We start from the raw sequence: 20076 nt of genomic DNA on the forward strand, positions 1-20076 counted from the left end.
AATGCAAAAAAATTGCCACTCCAGCCCTATCGTAGATTGTTGACAATTGCTAGACTAGCTATGTGAACTACCAACCGAGGCCGGTACCCGCCAGCCCCCTAATGAAAGGAAATGTCATGAAGAAACGTCGCCCGGCTGCTTCGACTCTCGTGCTCGATGAACCGTCAGGCACTGGTCATTGCCCGAAAACCGGATGGTGGTCAGCCGCTGGGGACCCGAGTGGCACGAGGTTTATCGCTAGGGGCGAGGTGATGCCTGCCTTGAGCGGCACACTTGCGCTTTGGACATTGAGGGCGACGGCTGACGGGATCTAAGGCAGGGACTCGAATCTGCGTTGCACCTAAGTTCGTAGACGCAGTCCCGGCCGTCGTTACGCTAAGCCTTCGCGTCGGCGAGTTCCGACGACGAACCCGCATCCAGCGCAACGCCACGCTCGACTTCGGTGATCCGCACTCCTGACAGCGCGAAACCAAAATGAACACCGATCGGATCCTGAGGTTCCGGTTCGAGAACGGCTCCGACCTCGCCATCCATGCCCCGCGGTCCTGCGTCTCAGGCCGCGAAACTGATCGGCAGGCCGCGGCTCGCCCTCAACCTGCAACCCAGCCAGCCGGATGCTACTCGCGGCCCAGGTCCCCAGCGTTGCTCCTACCGCGAAGACTCAACTACTGGGCTTAGCAGTGAACAACATCGGAGTTGTTGGTATCTCGTACATACTCCATCTGATTTTCACTGCCTTGCTGAGCGGCTCGGCTCTTCCTCATCCTTGTGATCATCTATCTCATGCTGTGTTCTTGCCGGCATCTGAGGACGATTCCGGAGCTTTAAGCCAACATGGTCGTGAACGTGAGCAGTAAAGGTGGAAGAATCACCACGGACGGCTCAACCAGGCGCTGGGCATCCGGCCGACGGGGTCTCAGACAGCGCCGTTTGCCCCGTTACCGAGAAATGAGACGCCGCGAGGCCCTCATGGCTAAGCAGGCACGCGACCAAGATGTCCCGCGCTTGGAGGCTCTCGCAGGGTTGCCCGCTAGCTAGCGGCCGAGCGTCCCCGGTCTCGAGCGAGGAGGGTGACTTCCCTTGAACTGCTTCCAGCCGATCGGCCCGCGTAGCCGGCCCATTCTTCTTCAGGCGTTTCGGTTGCGATTCGGGAGAACGATACAGGGGTGACACCGGAAAACCGGAGCGGGCCGGCTCTTGCTCAGGGTCCGAAATAGACAGGGGGTCATGGAAAATCAACTCCGCTCCTTGTGGCCGGGGAGCTGTGGCCGCCACCTGTCTGGGGCTGTTCCGGAGGGGATCATTGGGGGCAATGCACGCTGCCCCAATCACTGGAACGCGCCCTGCTGGACATGAACGGCAACGAGGATGGAGCCCAGGGCAAGAATTCCGGCACTGACCTGAGCCAGGAAGTGATTTTTGAATCTCCTCCGGAGCTTTGCACCTGCACCTGCGTCTGCTGTGGACTGCGGGAGGTGCACGACTGCGCTGGAGCTGGTCAGGAGCCCTGCGGCGATGAGCACCATCAAACTGACCATGACGCTCCCAGGGTGACAGGTTCGACGAGGCGCCCGTAGTGCGGCATTCCAAGAGGCTCTTTAGCAGGCATGGGCGTTCTGAGAAATCTGCAATTCGTAGTCGTCCTCAATATGGAACAGCCGACGATCACCGATTTTGTCTATAACCCAAATTGTGTGTCCATCTTCAGTCCGGTCGTTAACAAAACCCTTGTGGCACTCAACGCCTCCCTGGCTAAGAGTGACGGCGTCACCCCGCTGGACGGACGCCCACATAGATACTCGCTGGCTTTGCAGCACTCTTACTCCTGTCCTCCTGGTCCGCATCCGGGACGTCTTCGGCCCGTAACCAATGCAAGGTTTCCATCCCAAAGTCTATCGTCGATTGTTGACAATTGCTAGAGGCTTCCCTGCGGCTTTGGGCACGGGAAGGCCTGAGGGCTGCCCGGAGGCTCCTGCCCGTGTTTAAGGCTTAAAGCGATGACAACGAAGAGTCCGACGGCGGCCGTCACGGTGGGTCGGCGGCTGGAGAGTATTAGGAGGTGACTTCGTTCTCTTCCCTTGTGGTGGTCAGATCCTCAACGGCCTTCCGCATGTGCTGGTTGATGGCTTTGTGGAGCGCTGCTCTTTCGCCCGCCTCCAGCAGGTCCAGAAGGTTCTGATGTTCCTGCACGAGGGCGTCTATGCGGGGGTAGGCGACGGCCAGGTTGAGGATACACATCCTCGATTCGGCCGCGAGGGTTTCGTAGATCCGGATCAGGCGTGTGTTGCCTGCCCCGGCCACGAAGGAGGTGTGGAACTGCATATCCAGCCGGGCAATCGCCTGCCAGTCCGAGACAGCGACCTGCTTCGCCATGTCATTGATGACGGCCTTCAAGACCCGGCACGTGTCGTTGACTTGCTCCTGGCCGGCATCAAGCAACGCGTCTGCCGCAGTAGATTCCACAGCCTCACGGACTGCATAGATCTCCCTGACATCGTCGTGTGTAAGCTCCAGGACGAAGACACCCCTGTTGCGATGGCTGACCAGGATCCCTTCCTGGGACAGCCGCTGCAATGCCTCACGGACAGGACCCCTGGATGTGCGCAGCTGGCCTGCCAGAACGGACTCATTGATCTGCTCTCCAGGACGGAAGATCCCCTGGACAATTTGTTCCCGCAACTGATCGGCGATCAACTGCGCCGTGGGCCTGCCCTCCAGTACAAACAATCCTTCCGATGCCGCCATTGTTGTTCCTCACTTCACTCTTGGCCGATTGCATTTCTTAGACAATATTGGATTCGTGAACCCTTAGAGGCCACATCGGCACGAGGCCTCGTCGGAGTCACCTTTTGGGGATGGTCGCGTGAAAGCTCTTGAATCGCTGGGGTCTGAGGAAATCGAGACCGTCGAATGAGCCTTTGCCCAAGGCTTCGTGCGCGGCGATTTCGCCGTAGCCGGTGGCGTTTTTGAAGCCGCCTCCGGAGAATCCGGTAGCGAAGTAGATTTTGCTGCCTTCGTTCAGGTGGCCGATCAGAGGCTGCCGATCCGAGGTGAAGAGGTCGGGGAAGGCGTCTGAGCGGACAATGTTGGGGAGCAGCCCTGGGAAGAACTCGGTGACCGTGTCCATGGTTTCCGAGATTTCCGCGGCTGTCAGTCCCCTTGGCACCGAATCCGGTTGCGGTGTTGGTGCTCCCCGGCCGTCCAAAGTGGCCTTCACGGTGACACCATCAACGCTCGGCGCCCCGTACATTGAACGGTCCCCGGAGATTCGGCTGAAGACGGGGAACCGCTCGGGGGAAAACTCTGCCGCATCCTTGGCCACGAACCAGGTGAGATAGATCCGGTACGGCTCTGCGGCCTTTTGCAGGTAGTCGGGCATCAGCCTCCGAGACCAGCCGCCTGATGCGACGATGACGGTCTCGAAGGTCCACGCGTTTTCGCCGGAGGTGATGAGGACGCCGTCTCCGGTTTCGGTGATGCTGTCGATCGGGGTGTTGGTGTGGATGGTTGCGCCGTTGGCTTCCGCGGCCCCAACCGCCGCGGTTACCGCCCGGTCGGTCCGCAAGGCTCCCGCATTGGGATCAAAGACCGCCGAATCGTCGGGGCGGAGGTTGTGCTGGGGATACCGCTCGGCCATTTCTTCGCGGCTGAGGATGACATGGTCTGCGCCGTTGGTGTTGGTGGTTTGGAGCAGGGCAGTGAGGTAGGGGCCGTCCTTGGTTCCGATGGAGAGTCCGCCGGTGCGGGTGAGGATGTTTTGGCCTGTTTCGGCTTCGAGTTCGGCCCAGAGCGTGCGGGAGCGCTGGAGGATGGGGTAGAGGTTGGGGCTGCCGCGGTAGAGCATGCGGAAGAGCCGGGTGTCACCGCCGACGGCGCTGCGGGCGTGGGCGGGGGCGTGGGCTTCGAATCCGGTGACGGACCCGGTCAGGTGGGAGGCCTGCCACAGGGCCATGGATCCGATGCTGCCCAGGCCGATGATGGCGAGTTTTCCGTCCATGGTCAGAGGACCTGTTCCAGGAACGCCTGGGTGCGGGGTTCTTTGGGGTTGGTGAGGACTTCGCGGGCGTCGCCGCGTTCGATGACGTAGCCGTCGTCCATGAAGATCAGGGAGTCGGCCACTTCGCGGGCGAAGCCCATTTCGTGGGTGACGACGACCATGGTCATGCCCTTCTTGGCGAGCTGTTTCATGACGGCGAGGACTTCGCCGACCTTTTCGGGGTCCAGAGCCGAGGTGGGTTCGTCGAAGAGCATGATCTCGGGGTCCATCGCGAGGGACCGGGCGATCGCGACGCGTTGCTGCTGGCCGCCGGAGAGCTGGGCCGGGTAGTAGTCCCCGAAGCCGGCCAGGCCGACACTAGCGAGCAGTTCGTGGGCGCGTTTGGCTGACTGTTTCTTATCGGCACGCTTGACCAGGACGGGGCCGGACATGATGTTCTCGTGGGCGGTCATGTTGGGGAACAGGTTGAAGGACTGGAAGACCATGCCGACCCTGGTGCGCTGTTCGGCGAGTTTCTTGGGGGGCAGGGCGTGGTAGGCGGTGTCGGTTTCGTAGTAGCCGAAGTCTTCGCCGTTGACTTTCAGGACTCCGGAGTCCACGGTTTCCAGGCCGTTGATGCAGCGCAGGACGGTGGATTTGCCGGAGCCGCTGGGTCCGATGATGCAGCAGATCTCGCCGCTGGCGATCTCCAGGTCGATGTCTTTGAGGACTGTTTTGGGTCCGAAGGACTTGCCGATTTTCCGGGCAAGGATCGTGCCGTCGTTACTCATCGGGCGATACCTTCCGGGTCTGTCAGCACAACGGGTTTCGCTTTCCGGGGGAGCCGGGAGGTTGTGCGGGAGTATTTCTGCTCGAGCTTGGACTGCGGGTAGCTCAGCAGCAGGGTCATGACCAGGTACCAGAGGCTGGCGACGATCAGCAGGGGAATGGTCTCGTAGGTCCGGGCGTAGATGAGTTGGGCGCTTTGGAGCAGTTCGGCAACACCGAGGACGCTGACCAGGGAGGTTTCCTTGAACATGCCGATCACCTGGTTACCGGTCGCCGGGATGATCGAGGGCATCGCCTGGGGGATGATGACCTTGCGCATCTTCGTCCACCCGCTCATGCCGAGGGAGTCGGCGGCCTCGATCTGGCCCTTGCCCACCGCGGAGAACCCGCCACGGATGATCTCGGCCATGTAGGCGGCCTCATTCAGGGTCAGGCCGACCAGCGCCGCGGTGATGGGTGCCATCAGGGCGTTCATGTCGATCGCGGTGCTGATGTCCGTGAACGGGATTCCGATCGCCAGGTTCGGGTACAGCGCAGCAACGTTGAACCAGAAGATCAGCTGCACCAGCACCGGGGTGCCACGGAAAATCGTGATGTAGACGCCCGCGGTGGCGGCGATCGGTTTGATGCTCGAGCCCCTCATGATAGCCAGCGCCAGCCCGAGAAGCGTTCCCAAGGCCATGCTCGCAATCGTCAGGAAAATCGTGAGCATCAAACCGCGAAGAATCGTTTCGTGGGTGAAGTACTGGGCCACCACACCCCACTTGAAGTTGGGGTTGGTTGAAACCGAGATCAGGATGCCCAAAGCCAAAAGGCTGCACACAACCCAGGCAACGAACTCAAAGGTGCTTCGTCGCCGGAGCCTTGGCTTGAGCGCCGGGTCGATGGCATTCATTGCGGCGTCACTTCCTTGACGAATGAATTTCTGCACGGTTTTCCGTTAGTTGAGCTTGGCGTCGGTGATGGCTCCGGAGCCCAGGCCCCAGGTCTCGAGGGACTCCTTGTATTCCGGGGTCTCCAGGACGGACTGGAGCGCTTTCTGGAAGGCCGGGGTCAGCGGCGAGCCCTTCTTCAGGCCGACGGCGGTCAGGTCGCTTGAGCCGACATTGACCCGGCCGAGAATGGTGAAGGAGCCCGGCTGCTGCTTCTCTGCCCACCCGAGGGAGGTCGTGTCGTAGAGGATGCCGTCGATCCGCTTGGAGTGCAGCTGGACCAGGGCGTCCTGGATGTTGGGCAGCGTCACGGCGTTGATCGCCGGCTGTCCCTTGGAGGTGCAGGTCTGCTCGTTAAGGGCCGGAAGGCGCAACAGCTGACCGGTCGAGCCCTGGGTGACGGCGATGTTCTTCCCGCACAGGGTCTCGACGGTGAGGTTCAGCGGGTTCCCGGCGGCCGCGGCCACAGAATTGCCGGCCCTGAAGTAGTCGATCATGTCCAGGACCTTGAGTCGATCCTCGGTCTTGGACATGGTCGTGGCGGTGAAGTCGAACCGGCCACCGTCCAGGCCCGGGACGATCGTGTCGAACTTCGTGTCCACGAACTTCAGCTTCAGGCCAAGCTTCTTCGCAACGAGCCGGGAGATGTCCGGGTTCAGGCCGATCGCGGTGGTGTTGTCCTCAGCAAGGAAGGTCGTCGGCGGGTAGTGCAAGTCCATCGCGACCGATAGCTCGCCCTTGTCCTTGACGGACTGCGGCAGCAGAGCCACGGCAGCGGGGTCAGGCTGGACGCCCTCTGAGATGTCAGCCGTAGTCGATGTCTTGGACCCTTCTTGCACTGAATCGCTGCCGGTGGACCCGCACGCCGTTAGCGCCAGTAAAACTGCCAACCCTGCACCGGCAGCCCGGACCTTGATGCTCATCTTCGTCGGAGTCTCCTTCCAAACATTCAAGCCGCATGCCTGTACTTACAATGCAACCACCCTCGCACTGGATCGTCGACAATTTACAGGGATTTTTTTGGTGACGGCACAAGAGAAGGCCAGATCCGGGCGGATCTGACCTTTTCTTTTGCGATGGTGGATGAGGGGAATCTCAGGGGCTGCCTTCTTCCGTTGTTCCGGTGAGATCCTCAACGGCCGATTCCATGTGGCGTGTGATGGCTTTGTGGAGTTCTTCCCGGTGGCCTGCCTCCAGGAGATCGAGGAGGTTCTGGTGTTCCTGTACCAGGACGTCTATTCGGGGGTAGGCGACGGCCAGGTTGAGAATACACATCCTCGACTCGGCCGCGAGGGTTTTGTAGATCCGGATCAGGCGGGTGTTGCCTGCCCCGGCCACGAAGGAGGTGTGGAACTGCATATCCAGCCGGGCAATAGCCTTCCAGTCCGAGACAGCAACCTGCTTCGCCATGTCGCTGATGATGGCCTTTAGTGCCTGGCTGGTGTCCTTGACTTGTTCCTGTCCGGCATCCAGCAGCGCGTCTGCGGCAGTTGATTCCACAGCCACACGTACGGCGTAGATTTCTCTGATGTCTTCCATGGCGAGCTCAAGGACGAAGACACCCCTATTACGCCGGCTGACCAGGATCCCTTCCTGGCACAGCCGCTGCAATGCCTCACGGACCGGGCCCCTGGATGTGCTTAGCTGGCTTGCCAGGACAGATTCGTTGATCTGTTCTCCCGGACGGAACACGCCCTGAACAATTTGTTCCCGCAGCTGGTCAGCGATCAGCTGCGCCGTGGGTCTTCCCTCCAGTGCAAAGAGCCCTTCCGGTGCCGCCATTGATATCCCCCTCATCTCACTCTCTTGCCTGCTACATGTTTCTAGATTGCTATTGCGGTGTATTTGTACTCGAGGAATTCTTCGATGCCGATCTTGCCGCCTTCGCGTCCCAGCCCGGACTGCTTGATGCCGCCGAATGGTGCTATCGGGTTGGAAACAAGGCCGGTGTTCAGTCCGACCATGCCTACTTCCAGCTCGGCAGAAAAGCGGAGGGCCTTCTCCATGCTTTCGGTGAAGACGTAGCCGACCAGGCCCCATTCGGTGTCGTTGGCGAGGCGGAGGACTTCGTCTTCACTGTCGAAGGGGGTGATGGCTGCTACGGGACCGAAGATTTCGGTGTTCATCAGTTCGGCGTCGATGGAGACGTCGGTAAGGACGGTGGGGGTGTAGAAGTATCCCGGACCCTCCGGCCGGCTTCCGCCTGTCAGGATGCGTGCGCCTTTGGACACCGCGTCGGCCACGAGGGCCTCGACCTTGTCCAGGCCTTTCTGTTCGATCAGGGGGCCGACTTCGGTTCCGGCCAGGGCGCCGTTGCCGACCTGGAGTTCTGAGATCTTCTTGGCGAACTTTTCGCCGAATTCCTCCACGACGGAGCGGTGGACGAAGAAGCGGTTGGCCGCGGTGCAGGCCTCGCCCATGTTCCGCATTTTGGCTTTCATGGCTCCGTCGACTGCCTTTTCGATGTCCGCGTCGGCCAGGACGATGAAGGGGGCGTTTCCGCCCAGTTCCATCGAGGAGCGCATGACGTTCTCGGCCGCCTGGCGCAGCAGGATCTTGCCCACGCCGGTGGAGCCGGTGAAGCTGATCTTCCGTGCGATGCCGCTGCTGGTCCAGGTTTCCACCACGCCGGCGGCGCTGGAGGTGGTGACGACGTTCAGGACGCCGTCGGGGAGGCCCGCCTCCCGGAAGATCTGCACGAGGGCGAGGGACGTCAGGGGTGTCAGCTCGGCTGGTTTGAAGACCATGGTGCAGCCGGCCGCGATGGCGGGGGCGATCTTGCGGGCGCCCATGGCCAGCGGGAAGTTCCACGGGGTGACCAGCACGCAGGGTCCGACCGGTTCCTTGGTGATCACGATCCGGGTATTGCCATCCACGGAGGTGGTGTTGTCTCCGCCGATGCGGACGGCTTCTTCGGAGAACCAGCGGAGCATTTCGGCTCCGTAGGCCACCTCACCCTTTGCCTCGGCCAGGGGCTTGCCCATCTCCGCGGTCATGATCGCAGCGAGCCGGTCGGTGTTGGCAATGACCAGCTCGAAGGCGCGGCGCAGGATATCGGCGCGTTCGCGGGGTGTGGACTTGCCCCACTGCGTCTGGGCGCGTCCGGCGGCCTCGATGGCTGCGCGGGCTTCTTCGGGGCCGCCGTCGGCGACGTGGGCGATGATCTCATGGGTGGCCGGATTTTCCACCGGGAAAGTAGCGCCGCTTGCAGCCTTCTGCCAGGCACCGTCGATGAACAGGTCAGTGTGGAGGGTATTTGAGTCAAATGAAGAGCTCATGTCACGCTTTCAGGGATCGTAGGAAAGACTAGGAGGTGGCTGTCTTCAGGGCCTGGGTGAGCCTGGTCAGGCCGGCCTGGATTTCGTCGCTGCTGACGTTCAGCGCCGGGATGACGCGGATGACGTTGCCGTGCGGACCGCAGGTGAGGAGGAGGAGTTCTTCCTTGATGGCTGCCTGCTGGACAGCCAAAGCGGTTTCGGCGTCGGGGGTGTTGTCCTCAGTGGTGAATTCGACGCCCTGCATGAGGCCGCGGCCGCGGACGTTGCCGATGCCGGTGAATTCTGTTGTGAGCCGGTCAAGTCCTGTGCGCAGTTCGTCCCCGCGGAGCAGGGCGTTCTGGACCAGGTTTTCGCGTTCGATGACGCCCAGGGTTGCGACGCCGGCTGCGGCTGCGACGGCGTTTCCGCCGTAGGTGCCGCCTTGGGACCCTGCCCAGGCTTTGCCCATCAGCTCGGTCGAGGCGGCGATGGCTGAGATGGGGAAGCCGCTGGCGAGTCCCTTGGCGGTGATGACCACATCGGGGGTGATTCCTGCCCAGTCGTGGCCCCAGAACTTGCCGGTCCGGCCGACGCCGGCCTGGACTTCGTCGAGGATGAGGATGATGCCGTGGCGGTCTGCGCGTTCCCGCAGGCCTTGGAGGAAGGCCGGGGGAGTGGGGATGTAGCCGCCGTCGCCCAGGACGGGTTCGATGATGAAACCGGCCGTGTCGCTTGGGCTGCTGATGGTGAGGAGGAGGTGGTCCAGTTCCTTCAGGGCGAAGGTGACGGCGGTTTCCTCATCCCAGCCGTACCGGTAGGTGTGCGGGAACGGGGCGATGTGCACGCCGCCCATGAGGGGGGAGAAGCCTGAACGGAACTTCGTGCCGGCGGTGGTCAGTGACGCGGCGCCCACGGTCCGGCCGTGGAAGCCGCCGTGGAAGGAGATGATATTGGGCCGTCCGGTGGCCATGCGGGCCAGGCGGACGGAAGCTTCCACTGCCTCGGAGCCGGACGTGGCGTAGAAAACGCTGTCCAGCCCCGAGGGGAGGAATTCTCCCAGCTTTTCCGTGAGCTCAAGCAAGGGCTTGTGCATCACGGTGGTGTACTGGGCATGGACAATCTTGCCCACCTGCTCGCGTGCTGCCGCTACGACGTCGGGGTGGCAGTGACCTGTGCTGGTAACACCGATTCCAGTGGTGAAATCGAGGTACTTTTTGCCGTCGGTCGCGTGGATCCAGCTGCCGAGGGCGTGGTCTACGACGACTGGAGTGGCCTGCTTGAGGAGGGGGCTGAGAGTTGCCATGGGCTTCATACTTTCTTAGGAACTGTAGATTGTCAACAATACCCTATATTGAGGGAATTAGAACTTTTGGGTGCTTGTGTTAAACGGACTTGAAGCGTCTGGGGCGCGCAAAATCGAGGCCGTCGAAGGTGCGCTTGCCTAGGGCCTCGTGGGCGGCGATCTCGCCGAAGCCGGTGGCAATTTTGAAGCCTTGGCCGGAGAAGCCGGTGGCGAAGTAGATGTTGCTCCCTTCGTTCACGTAGCCGATCAGTGGTTTCCCATCCGAGGTGAAGAGGTCCGGGAAGGCATCCGAGCGGACAATGTTGGGGAACAGCCCCGGGAAGAACTCGGTGACAGTCTCCATGGTTTCCGAGATTTCCGCGGATGTCAGGTCGCGGGGGACCGAATCCGCCTTGGGTGTGGGTGCGCCCCGGCCGTCCAGGGTTGCTTTGACGGTGGCGCCGTCGACGGCGGGTGCGCCGTACATGGAGCGGTCTCCGGAGATTCGGATGAAGACGGGGAAATTCTCGGGTGAGAATTCCGCCGCGTCTTTGGCGACGAACCAGGTCAGGAAGCACCGTTGGATTTCCGTTGCTGCCTTCAGGTAGTCGGGCATCAGTCGCTGGGACCAGCCGCCTGATGCGACGATGACGGTCTCGAAGGTCCAGGATTTGTCGCCGGAGGTGATGAGGACGCCGTCGGAGGTTTCGGTGATGCTGTCGATCGGGGTGTTGCTGTGGATGGTTGCGCCGTTGGCTTCCGCTGCGGCGACTGCCGCCGTGACCGCACGGTCGGTGCGCAGGGCGCCGGCGTGGGGGTCGTAGACGGCGATGTCGTCGGGGTGGAGGTTGTGCTGGGGGTAGCGTTCGGCCATCTGTTCGCGGCTGAGGATTTCGTGGTCTGCGCCGTTGATCCGGGTGGTTTCCAGCAGGGCCGGGATGTAGGGCCCATCGGCGGATCCGATGGAGAGTCCGCCGCAGCGGGTCAGGATATTCTGGCCGGTCTCGGCTTCGAGCTCGGCCCAGAGATCCCGTGAGCGCTCCAGGATGGGGTAGAAGTCAGGCACTCCGCGGTAGAGCATGCGGAAGAGCCGGGTGTCACCGCCGACGGCGCTGCGGGCGTGGGCGGGTGCCTGGGCTTCGAATCCGACGACGTCCTGGGTCAGGTGGGAGGCCTGCCACAGTGCCATGGATCCGATGCTGCCCAGGCCGATGATGGCGAGTTTTCCGTCCATGGTTAGAGCACCTGTTCCAGGAACGCCTGGGTGCGGGCTTCCTTCGGATTTGAAAGGACCTCCCGGGCGTCGCCGCGTTCGATGACGTAGCCGTCGTCCATGAAGATCAGGGAGTCGGCGACTTCGCGGGCGAAGCCCATTTCGTGGGTGACGACGACCATGGTCATGCCCTTCTTGGCGAGGTCTTTCATGACGGCGAGGACTTCGCCGACTTTTTCGGGGTCCAGGGCCGAGGTGGGTTCGTCGAAGAGCATGATTTCGGGGTCCATGGCCAGGGACCGGGCGATCGCGACGCGTTGTTGCTGGCCGCCGGAGAGCTGGGCGGGGTAGTAGTCCCCGAATCCGGCCAGGCCGACGCTGGCGAGCAGTTCGTGCGCCCGCTTGATGGCCTGTTTTTTGTCCTGGCCTTTGACCAGGACGGGTCCGGACATGACGTTTTCGTTTGCGGTCATGTTCGGGAAGAGGTTGAAAGACTGGAAGACCATGCCGACCCTGGTGCGCTGCTCGGCCAGTTTCTTCGGCGGCAGGGCGTGGTAGGCGGTGTCGGTTTCGTAGTAGCCGAAGTCTTCGCCGTTGACTTTCAGGACCCCTGAGTCGACTGTTTCCAGGCCGTTGATGCAGCGCAGGACGGTGGATTTGCCGGAGCCGCTGGGTCCGATGATGCAGCAGATCTCACCGCTGGCGATCTCCAGGTCGATGTCTTTGAGGACTGTTTTGGGTCCGAAGGACTTGCGGATTCTCTGGGCAAGGATCGTGCCGTCGGTGCTCATCGGAGGTTACCTTCTTCCGGTTCGGTCAGCACAACTTTTTTCGCTTTCCGGGGAAGCCGGGAGGCTGTGCGGGAGTATTTCTGCTCAAGCTTGGACTGCGGGTAGCTCAGCAGCAGGGTCATCACCAGGTACCAGAGGCTGGCAACAAGCAGCAGCGGGATGGTCTCGTAGGTGCGCGCGTAGATCAATTGCGCGCTTTGGAGCAGCTCGGCAACACCGAGCACGCTGACCAGCGAGGTGCCTTTGAACATGCCGATCACCTGGTTACCGGTCGCGGGGATGATCGAGGGCATCGCCTGCGGGATGATGACTTTGCGCATCCTGGTGCCGGCGCTCATCCCGAGGGAGTCGGCGGCCTCGATCTGGCCCTTACTGACCGAGGAGAACCCGCCGCGGATGATCTCGGCCATGTAGGCGGCCTCGTTCAGGGTCAGGCCGACCAGCGCCGCCGTAATGGGTGCCATCAGGGCGTTCATGTCGATCTTGGTGCCAATGTCCGTGAACGGGATCCCGATCGACAGGTCCGGGTAGAGGGCGGAGATGTTGAACCAGAAGATCAGTTGCACCAGGACCGGGGTGCCCCGGAACAAGGTGATGTAGATACTTGCGGCGATGGCAATCGGCTTCACGTGCGAGGAGCGCATGATCGCCAGGCCCAGGCCCAGGAGCGTCCCCAAGGTCATGCTCGCAACGGTAAGGAAGATGGTGAGCATCAGCCCACGGAGGATGGATTCATGCGTGAAGTACTGGGCCACCACACCCCACTTGAAGTTGGGGTTGGTCAGGACGGAGGTGAGGATCCCGATGCCGAGGAGGATGCTCAGGGTCCACCCCGCGTACTCGGAGCGGGTCCGAAGCCGAAGCCGTGGCTTCAGGGCTGCATCAATGCTACCCATCGTTGTTCTACTCTCTTTGTTAGTAGCTGTGACCATGGAGCGCCTCCTAGTTCAGTTTGGCGTCGGTGATGGCCCCGGACTCCAGACCCCAGGTCTCCAGGGACTTCTTGTACTCCGGGGTTTCCAGGACGGACTGGAGCGCTGCCTGCAGGGCCGGAGTCAGCGGCGAGCCCTTCTTCACGCCGACGGCGGTCACGTCGCTGTTGCCGACGTTGACCCGGCCGATGAGGGTGAAGGAGTCCGGCTGCTGCTTCTGGGCCCAACCGAGTGCGGTGGTGTCGTAGAGGATGCCGTCGATCCGCTTGGAGTGCAGCTGGGTCAGGGCGTCCTGGACGTTGGGCAGAGTCACGCCGTTGATCGCGGGCTGTCCCTTGGAGGTGCAGGTCTGCTCGCTCAGGGCCGGAAGGCGCTTGAGCTGGCCGGTGGAACCCTGGGTGACGGCGATGTTCTTACCGCACAGGGTCTCGACGGTGAGGTTCAGCGGGTTCCCGGCGGCTGCGGCCACAGAGGTGCCGGCCTGGAAGTAGTCGATCATGTCCAGGACCTTGAGCCGCTCTTCGGTCTTGGACATGGTCGTGGCGGTGAAGTCGAACCGGCCACCGTCCAGGCCCGGGACGATCGTGTCGAACTTCGTGTCCACGAACTTCAGCTTCAGGTCAAGCTTCTTCGCAATGAGCCGGGCGATGTCCGGGTTCAGGCCGATCGCGGTGGTGTTGTCCTCAGCAAGGAAGGTCGTCGGCGGGTAGTGCAAGTCCATCGCGACCGATAGCTCGCCCTTGTCCTTGAAGGACTGCGGCAGCAGAGCCACGGCAGCCGCGTCAGGCTGGATGCCTTCTGAGATATCGGTGGTGTTGTTGGTCTTTGACTCAGATTCCGGAGCGCTGGTGGCCGCGCCGCCACAGGCACTGAGGGCGAATATAACTGCGAGCCCTGCGGCTGCCGTCTGGACTTTGTTGATGGTCTTCATGGTGCTTCCCTTCGAAAGGTTTTAGCTGAAGTTGCTCTGCTGGGATGGGAGCAGGCTTTGGTGTTGCTTCATGCGGGTTGTGATGGGGATCTCGTTCCGCATCTAAAGCAATGCAACCGCCCAAATCGCCGATTGTCAACAATTGACGATAAATAAATCGAGTATTTTTCGATAGGGCCCCTGTTGCGAGGCAATCTCACTAAGAACTGTTGACAATCTACAATCATCGGATCTAGAGTCGAGAAGAGCGGGAATGGAGCCTTTGGCGAACCCAGGAACCCGCTGGCGCAGACCATAGGAAGGCGGCAGGCCACACATCCGGGCCTCCCGTTCAAGACGCAACAGAACGGACGAATCATGGCAGAAACGAACTTCCGGCCGAAGTACATCTCTTTTGATATCTACGGCACGCTCATCAACTTCGACATTGATCCCACCACGCGCCGCCTGCTCGATGGCCGCATCTCCGAAGAGCAGTGGCCGACCTTCAAGAAGCAGTTCCGTGGATACAGGTTCGACGAGGTCCTTGGCGACTACAAGCCGTACGAGCAGATCCTTCAGGGTTCCTTTGACCGCGTGTGCAAGCGGTGGGGCATTGGGCCGACCGAAGGCGCCGGCGCAGAGTTCGCTGAGGCTGTACGCGGCTGGGTTGCCCACGATGACGTGCCGGCGCCGCTGAAGCTGATGGGCGATAACTACAAGCTGGTGGCTCTGTCCAACGCCGACGACAGCTTCCTGGACATCAGCATTCCCAAGCTCGGCGCTGACTTCCACGCCGTGTTCACCGCCGAGCAGGCCCAGGCCTACAAGCCGCGCTACCAGGCCTTCGAGTACATGCTGGACACCCTGAACGCCAAGCCGGAGGACTTCCTGCACATCTCCTCGCACACCCGCTACGACATGCATCCGATGCACGACATGGGCTTCCGGAACCTCTGGATGCTCGACCGTGGCTATGACCCCATTGGCGAGGGCTACGACCTCAACACTGCTAAATCCTTGGACGAGATCAACAAGCACCTCGGTCTCTAAACCGACTTCGAGGCGAAAGGTCAAACCGTGAAACTCATTCCCTACTGGCTGGATACAGCCGAAGCATCCGGAGACTACCGGCAGACTCCGGTACCGGAGAATGTCGACGTCGCCATCATCGGCGCCGGCTTTACCGGGCTGTCAGCGGCCCTGGAATTTGCCAAGCAAGGCGCCAGCGTTGCCGTCTTCGAAACCCACACCGTGGGGTGGGGTGCATCCGGCCGGAACGGGGGAATGGCGACTACCGGGTTGGCCATCAGCTTCAGCACCGCGGTCAAGCGGTACGGGGCCACGCGTGCCGTGGAGATGTTCCAGGAATACAACGACGCCATCGACACCATCGAGAAGCTCGTGCATGACAATGGCATCGACTGCGATTACAACCGCTTCGGCAAGCTCTCGCTGGCCTTCCACAAGTCCCACTATGAGGGCTTCCTGAGGTCGCAGGAGAAGCTGGCTACCCTGGCCGACCATCACGTCACTGTGATCCCCAAGTCTGAGATCCACAGCGAAATCGGCACGGACTTCTACCAGGGCGCGATGGTTGACCCGCTCGGGGCTGGTCTGCACGTTGGCAAGTTCGTCCACGGCCTGGCCGGGGCGGCGGTCGCCGCCGGAGCGGATATCTGCGAGAACGCAGCAGTGACCGAGCTGAACAAGGTCTCCGGCGCCGTGCACGATGTGCACACCACCCGCGGCATCACCCGGGCCAAGCAGGTCCTGGTCGCCACCAGCGGCTACACCGGCAATATCACGCCCTGGCTGCAGCGCAGGGTCATTCCGGTGGGCAGCTTTATCATTGTGACTGACCCGCTGCCCGAAGACGTGGTCAACCGGATTCTGCCCAACCGGCGCCAGGCATCTGACAGCAAGATGCTGACCTACTACTTCCGGATCACCCCGGACAACCGTCTGCTCTTCGGTGGCCGCGCCCGTTTTGCCCTGTCCAGCCCGGACTCGGACGTCAAGAGCGCCGAGATCCTGCGCAAGGCCATGCTCGAGCTCTTCCCCTACCTGTCCAACGCCAAGGTGGACTACATCTGGGGCGGACTGGTGGACCTCTCCATGGACCAGATGGTCCACGCGGGTCAGCATGACGGCCTCTTCTACTCCCTCTGCTACAGCGGACACGGGGTCCAGATGGCCGCGCACATGGGCAAGAGGATGGCCCACTTCATGGCCGGCGACAAGTCCGCGAACGTCTGGGGAGACCTCAAGAACCCGCCCGTCCCGGGCCACTTCGGTCCGCCCTGGTTCCTGCCCTTCATCGGCGCAGCCGCAAAAATCATCGACCGCGTCAAATAGGCAGGATAAGGGTTCATATGCTTTCAACAACGACCGCGGGTCAAGCGCGCCCGAAAACAGCTGAGGAAACGGGTTATGGCCGGGCAAACGTGGCCAACCTTCCTGGCGGTGCCTTTTTCGAAGGACAGTGGCAAACCACCGACAGGACCCTGGAAATACGGGATCCTGAAGATGGCATCCTGCTTGGCCGGGTCTGCACCTCAACACCGCAGGACGTGCGGCGCGCGATCGCTCACATTCATCGCCACCTCCTGGTTGACGAATGGCCGCTCCGTTCACGCCGCGTGGCGCTGGAGAATGCTGTCCAGCTCCTGGGCGAACAGTCCGAGCGGTTCTCGAAGATCATTGCCGCGGAAAGCAGCAAGACGATCGTCGAGGCAGAGCGTGAGGTGCGGCGTTGCATGGAAACCCTAAGGCTTTCCGCCGCCGCTTCGTCCGAGCTCACGGGGGAGACGCTGGGTTTCGATGACAGCATGGCGGGCGGAAACAAGATCGGCTGGTACAGCCGTAAGCCGGTGGGGATCGTCGCGGCCATCACGCCGTTTAATGATCCACTAAACCTCGTGGCACACAAGCTGGGCCCGGCCATCATCGGAGGCAACGGCGTCGTGCTTAAGCCTTCCGGCCGTACCCCGCTGTCCGGGCTGGCACTGGTCCAACTGTTGCTTGAAGCGGGTGTTCCGTCGGGACGTATTGCAGCGATCGTGGCCGGTCCGGGCGTTTCCGAAGCACTGGTGACGGACCCGCAGGTGGATCTGATCTCCTTCACCGGCGGTCCCCAGACCGCGGACCGCATTGCCGCCGCCGCAGGCGCCAAGAAGATCATTTCGGAACTCGGCGGCAACAACGCCACCATTGTGTGCCCGGACGCTGACGCCGTCCAGGCAGCCAAGGCGATTGTGGCCGGAGCGTTCGGTGTTGCAGGCCAGAACTGCCTGTCCGTGCAGCGGGTCTACGTTCACATCTCGCTCTTCGACCAGGTCCTCGAACACGTCACCGCCGGCACCAAGGCACTCAGGACCGGGTCGAAGCTCGACCGGAACACCGACGTCGGACCACTCATTTCGGAGGACGAGGCCCGGCGGGTCGAGGAATGGGTGGAGGAAGCGAACGCTGCCGGCGCCACTGTGCACGCCGGAGGCAAACGCACTAACGCTTACTACGAACCCACCGTCCTGACCGACGTGCCGTCGGAATGCCGGGTGATCCGGGACGAAGTGTTCGGGCCAGTCGTCAGCATCCTGCCGTTCATCGAAGCCCAGGACGCCATTTTTGCGGCCAACAGCTCCGAATACGGTCTCCAGGCGGGTGTGTTCACACAATCCATCGACCTTGCCATGGCCATCGCCGACCGGCTGCACGTGGGCGCCGTTGTCATCAATGAAACCAGCGACGTCCGCATTGATTCCATGCCGTTCGGCGGATTCAAGAAGTCCGGCGTGGGGCGCGAAGGCGTCAAGTATGCCGTCCTGGAGATGACCGAACCGAAGAACACCATCATCAACCTCGGAGAGCCGGCCCGCCGGCCGCAACCGGGCTGGCTGACAGAACGGACACCATGAGCAGGCACAGCATTGCAGTCATCGCAGGTGATGGCATCGGGAATGAAGTTGTTCCCGCCGCTATCGAATGCCTCCAGCGGATCGCAGGGGTGCACGCCCTGAACCTGGAGTTCGCACACTTCGACTGGGGATCCGGCTACTACGGCCGCCACGGACGGATGATGCCCGTTGACGGACTCGAGCAGCTGGCCAAGCATGACGCCATCTTCCTGGGCGCCGTAGGCTCACCGGAAGTCTCGGACGCGGAATCCCTCTGGGGGTTGCTGATCCCCATTCGCCGTGAGTTCCAGCAGTACATCAACCTGCGTCCGGTCAAAACCCTCGACGGCGTCGCATCACCTCTTGCGGCCAAACATCCGATCGATCTGCTCATCGTCCGGGAAAACAACGAAGGGGAGTATTCGGAGGTCGGCGGCCGGATGTACCGCGGGCTGCCGCAGGAGAGTGCGGTGCAGGAAACGATCTTCACCCGGCTGGGTGTTTCGCGGGCGGCACATTTCGCGTCGGTTCTGGCGGCTTCCCGACGCGGACACCTGACCTCCGCCACGAAGAGCAACGGTATTGTGCACACCATGCCCTTCTGGGACGAGATCGTCGAGGAGACGGTGCGTGAATATCCCGGCGTCACCCTGACCAGCGAACTGGTGGATGCCCTGGCCGCGCACCTCGTCCTGAAGCCCTGGACTTTTGACGTCATTGTGGCGTCCAACCTGTTCGGTGACATTCTCTCGGACCTGGGCAGCTCCGTGACCGGCTCGATCGGCCTGGCTCCCAGCGCCAACCTCAACCCTGAGGGCAACTTTCCATCCCTCTTCGAGCCGGTCCACGGTTCGGCCCCGGACATCGCCGGCAAAGGCGTGGCAAACCCGGTAGGCCAGATCTGGTCCGGTGCAATGATGCTGGAGCACCTCGGCCATCCGGAAGCGGCGGCCCACCTCCAGGCCGCGTTTGAGTCTGCGCTGCGGGACGGCGTCGGCACCCGGGATGTTGGGGGCACGTCGTCGACGTCGGAGTTCACTGCCGCAGTCCTGACGGCCATTGACGCCCTGTCCGCCAACTACACGCTCAGCCCCGGCGGAGTGGCGGCGTCGTGACTGACGCTGCAGGACGCAGGCGGCCGGTCGTCGCAGCGCTATACCGCGAGGCTCTGCCGCCCCGGCTTTCCGAGATCGAGGAATTGGCTGAAGTCAGACTGACCAAGGCAGACGGTCTGGCGAACGCGATGGACGGCGCCGACGTGCTCTACCAGTGGCACTCCTTCTCGCCCGCGCTCAAGGAGAACTGGGGTGCGGCCTCCTCACTGAAGTGGATCCATGTCTCGGCGGCCGGCGTGAGCCAGTTGCTTTTTGACGAGCTGATCCGCAGTGATGTGACCTACACGAACTCACGTGGAGTCCTCAGCACGGCCATCGCTGAATTCGCGCTCGGCTTTGCGCTGGACATGGCCAAGGACACGCAGGGTTCATACAGGCTGCAGCACCAACAGCGCTGGCAGCACCGCGTCACTCGCAAGATCCAGGGTCAAAGCGCCCTGGTGGTTGGCACTGGATCCATTGGACGGGAAATAGCCCGGCTCTTCCGCGCCGTGGGTATGGAGGTCAGCGGGGCTGGCCGAACCAGCCGCCCTGGTGGTGAGGATTTCGATTGGATCTACTCCTCCGAGGACCTGGCAAGCTTCGTCCACGGATACGACTACGTTGTGCTTGCGGCACCTCTGACCGCCGACACCCGGGGATTGGTCAATGCCAAGGTCCTTGGAGCGATGAGCTCCTCTGCACACTTGATCAACGTCGGGCGTGGGGAACTCATTGACACTGACGCCCTGGCCGCAGCATTGGCTTCGGGGGCCCTGGCCGGCGCTGCCCTTGATGTTGTCCACCCCGAGCCTTTGCCAGTGGGGCACCCTCTCTGGAGCATGGACAACGTGATCATCACGCCGCATATGAGCGGTGACACCGAAGAGTACCTGGATGACCTCGGCAAACTTTTCGTGGACAACCTGAAGCGCTACTGCAACAGCCAGTCACTGCAGAACGTGGTGGATAAAAACCTCGGGTTCGTCCCGGTTCCCTGA

At 62.0% G+C, this 20076-nt stretch carries 19 protein-coding genes; 5 read left to right on the forward strand and 14 right to left on the reverse strand.

Annotated elements, in window-relative coordinates:
• Positions 1-375 precede the first annotated feature (375 nt).
• The 14 genes from EYS21_RS23475 to EYS21_RS18500 form a co-directional block, all read right to left on the reverse strand.
• Positions 376-534, reverse strand: a complete 159-nt coding sequence (locus EYS21_RS23475; protein WP_165478359.1) for a hypothetical protein — start codon at positions 532-534, stop codon at positions 376-378.
• 794 nt (positions 535-1328) lie between these two features.
• Positions 1329-1538, reverse strand: a complete 210-nt coding sequence (locus tag EYS21_RS18435) for a hypothetical protein (protein ID WP_131134701.1) — start codon at positions 1536-1538, stop codon at positions 1329-1331.
• A 514-nt stretch (positions 1539-2052) separates the two neighbouring features.
• Positions 2053-2745 carry a GntR family transcriptional regulator gene (locus EYS21_RS18445; protein ID WP_131134702.1) on the reverse strand — a complete coding sequence of 231 codons (693 nt, stop codon included), beginning with the start codon at positions 2743-2745 and terminating at the stop codon, positions 2053-2055.
• 97 nt (positions 2746-2842) lie between these two features.
• Positions 2843-3997: an FAD-dependent oxidoreductase gene (locus EYS21_RS18450; protein ID WP_131134703.1), complete on the reverse strand. Its 1155-nt coding sequence runs from the start codon at positions 3995-3997 to the stop codon at positions 2843-2845.
• A gap of 2 nt (positions 3998-3999) precedes the next feature.
• Positions 4000-4767 carry an amino acid ABC transporter ATP-binding protein gene (locus EYS21_RS18455; protein ID WP_131134704.1) on the reverse strand — a complete coding sequence of 256 codons (768 nt, stop codon included), beginning with the start codon at positions 4765-4767 and terminating at the stop codon, positions 4000-4002.
• Positions 4764-5660, reverse strand: coding sequence for an amino acid ABC transporter permease (locus tag EYS21_RS18460; protein ID WP_131134705.1), 897 nt, complete (start codon positions 5658-5660; stop codon positions 4764-4766). Before EYS21_RS18460 ends, EYS21_RS18455 begins: the two co-directional genes overlap by 4 nt.
• A gap of 45 nt (positions 5661-5705) precedes the next feature.
• Positions 5706-6620, reverse strand: coding sequence for an ABC transporter substrate-binding protein (locus EYS21_RS18465; protein ID WP_131134706.1), 915 nt, complete (start codon positions 6618-6620; stop codon positions 5706-5708).
• 172 nt (positions 6621-6792) lie between these two features.
• On the reverse strand, positions 6793-7479 hold the full coding sequence (locus EYS21_RS18470; protein ID WP_131134707.1) for a GntR family transcriptional regulator: 687 nt from the start codon (positions 7477-7479) through the stop codon (positions 6793-6795).
• A 41-nt stretch (positions 7480-7520) separates the two neighbouring features.
• On the reverse strand, positions 7521-8975 hold the full coding sequence (locus EYS21_RS18475) for an NAD-dependent succinate-semialdehyde dehydrogenase (RefSeq protein WP_131134708.1): 1455 nt from the start codon (positions 8973-8975) through the stop codon (positions 7521-7523).
• Between the two features lie 28 nt (positions 8976-9003).
• Positions 9004-10257: an aspartate aminotransferase family protein gene (locus tag EYS21_RS18480; protein ID WP_131134709.1), complete on the reverse strand. Its 1254-nt coding sequence runs from the start codon at positions 10255-10257 to the stop codon at positions 9004-9006.
• 79 nt (positions 10258-10336) lie between these two features.
• On the reverse strand, positions 10337-11470 hold the full coding sequence (gene solA, locus EYS21_RS18485; protein WP_131134710.1) for an N-methyl-L-tryptophan oxidase: 1134 nt from the start codon (positions 11468-11470) through the stop codon (positions 10337-10339).
• A gap of 2 nt (positions 11471-11472) precedes the next feature.
• Complete coding sequence (locus EYS21_RS18490) at positions 11473-12240, reverse strand: amino acid ABC transporter ATP-binding protein (RefSeq protein ID WP_131134711.1); 768 nt, start codon at positions 12238-12240, stop codon at positions 11473-11475.
• Positions 12237-13136 carry an amino acid ABC transporter permease gene (locus tag EYS21_RS18495; protein WP_131134712.1) on the reverse strand — a complete coding sequence of 300 codons (900 nt, stop codon included), beginning with the start codon at positions 13134-13136 and terminating at the stop codon, positions 12237-12239. The genes EYS21_RS18490 and EYS21_RS18495 overlap by 4 nt, the downstream gene beginning before the upstream one ends.
• 46 nt (positions 13137-13182) lie before the next feature.
• Positions 13183-14103 carry an ABC transporter substrate-binding protein gene (locus EYS21_RS18500; RefSeq protein ID WP_131134713.1) on the reverse strand — a complete coding sequence of 307 codons (921 nt, stop codon included), beginning with the start codon at positions 14101-14103 and terminating at the stop codon, positions 13183-13185.
• Positions 14104-14460: 357 nt separating this feature from the next.
• On the opposite strand from EYS21_RS18500, the gene EYS21_RS18505 reads away from it, so the two are divergent.
• The 5 genes from EYS21_RS18505 to EYS21_RS18525 all read left to right on the forward strand — a co-directional run bounded on the left by EYS21_RS18505 (position 14461) and on the right by EYS21_RS18525 (position 20076).
• Entirely contained in the window at positions 14461-15135 is a 675-nt protein-coding gene (locus EYS21_RS18505) for a haloacid dehalogenase type II (protein ID WP_131134714.1), read from the forward strand.
• 27 nt (positions 15136-15162) lie between these two features.
• Positions 15163-16440, forward strand: coding sequence for an FAD-binding oxidoreductase (locus EYS21_RS18510; RefSeq protein WP_131134715.1), 1278 nt, complete (start codon positions 15163-15165; stop codon positions 16438-16440).
• An 89-nt stretch (positions 16441-16529) separates the two neighbouring features.
• The gene (locus EYS21_RS18515; protein WP_242633496.1) at positions 16530-18002 is read left to right on the forward strand and encodes an aldehyde dehydrogenase family protein; all 1473 of its coding nucleotides are present in this window, start codon (positions 16530-16532) and stop codon (positions 18000-18002) included.
• The gene (locus EYS21_RS18520; protein ID WP_131134717.1) at positions 17999-19096 is read left to right on the forward strand and encodes a tartrate dehydrogenase; all 1098 of its coding nucleotides are present in this window, start codon (positions 17999-18001) and stop codon (positions 19094-19096) included. The genes EYS21_RS18515 and EYS21_RS18520 overlap by 4 nt, the downstream gene beginning before the upstream one ends.
• A complete protein-coding gene (locus tag EYS21_RS18525; protein WP_131134718.1) occupies positions 19093-20076 on the forward strand; it encodes a D-2-hydroxyacid dehydrogenase in 984 nt (327 codons plus the stop codon). Before EYS21_RS18520 ends, EYS21_RS18525 begins: the two co-directional genes overlap by 4 nt.

The organism is Arthrobacter sp. S39 (assembly GCF_004320525.1).
Classification (GTDB): domain Bacteria; phylum Actinomycetota; class Actinomycetes; order Actinomycetales; family Micrococcaceae; genus Arthrobacter.

What these genes read in the sequence shown, in the direction of transcription:
- EYS21_RS23475 (WP_165478359.1), bottom strand. Translation starts at nt 534, where the DNA reads ATGGATGGCGAGGTCGGAGCCGTTCTCGAACCGGAACCTCAGGATCCG.
- EYS21_RS18435 (WP_131134701.1), bottom strand. Translation starts at nt 1,538, where the DNA reads ATGGTCAGTTTGATGGTGCTCATCGCCGCAGGGCTCCTGACCAGCTCC.
- EYS21_RS18445 (WP_131134702.1), bottom strand. Translation starts at nt 2,745, where the DNA reads ATGGCGGCATCGGAAGGATTGTTTGTACTGGAGGGCAGGCCCACGGCG.
- EYS21_RS18450 (WP_131134703.1), bottom strand. Translation starts at nt 3,997, where the DNA reads ATGGACGGAAAACTCGCCATCATCGGCCTGGGCAGCATCGGATCCATG.
- EYS21_RS18455 (WP_131134704.1), bottom strand. Translation starts at nt 4,767, where the DNA reads ATGAGTAACGACGGCACGATCCTTGCCCGGAAAATCGGCAAGTCCTTC.
- EYS21_RS18460 (WP_131134705.1), bottom strand. Translation starts at nt 5,660, where the DNA reads ATGAATGCCATCGACCCGGCGCTCAAGCCAAGGCTCCGGCGACGAAGC.
- EYS21_RS18465 (WP_131134706.1), bottom strand. Translation starts at nt 6,620, where the DNA reads ATGAGCATCAAGGTCCGGGCTGCCGGTGCAGGGTTGGCAGTTTTACTG.
- EYS21_RS18470 (WP_131134707.1), bottom strand. Translation starts at nt 7,479, where the DNA reads ATGGCGGCACCGGAAGGGCTCTTTGCACTGGAGGGAAGACCCACGGCG.
- EYS21_RS18475 (WP_131134708.1), bottom strand. Translation starts at nt 8,975, where the DNA reads ATGAGCTCTTCATTTGACTCAAATACCCTCCACACTGACCTGTTCATC.
- EYS21_RS18480 (WP_131134709.1), bottom strand. Translation starts at nt 10,257, where the DNA reads ATGGCAACTCTCAGCCCCCTCCTCAAGCAGGCCACTCCAGTCGTCGTA.
- solA (WP_131134710.1), bottom strand. Translation starts at nt 11,470, where the DNA reads ATGGACGGAAAACTCGCCATCATCGGCCTGGGCAGCATCGGATCCATG.
- EYS21_RS18490 (WP_131134711.1), bottom strand. Translation starts at nt 12,240, where the DNA reads ATGAGCACCGACGGCACGATCCTTGCCCAGAGAATCCGCAAGTCCTTC.
- EYS21_RS18495 (WP_131134712.1), bottom strand. Translation starts at nt 13,136, where the DNA reads ATGGGTAGCATTGATGCAGCCCTGAAGCCACGGCTTCGGCTTCGGACC.
- EYS21_RS18500 (WP_131134713.1), bottom strand. Translation starts at nt 14,103, where the DNA reads ATGAAGACCATCAACAAAGTCCAGACGGCAGCCGCAGGGCTCGCAGTT.
- EYS21_RS18505 (WP_131134714.1), top strand. Translation starts at nt 14,461, where the DNA reads ATGGCAGAAACGAACTTCCGGCCGAAGTACATCTCTTTTGATATCTAC.
- EYS21_RS18520 (WP_131134717.1), top strand. Translation starts at nt 17,999, where the DNA reads ATGAGCAGGCACAGCATTGCAGTCATCGCAGGTGATGGCATCGGGAAT.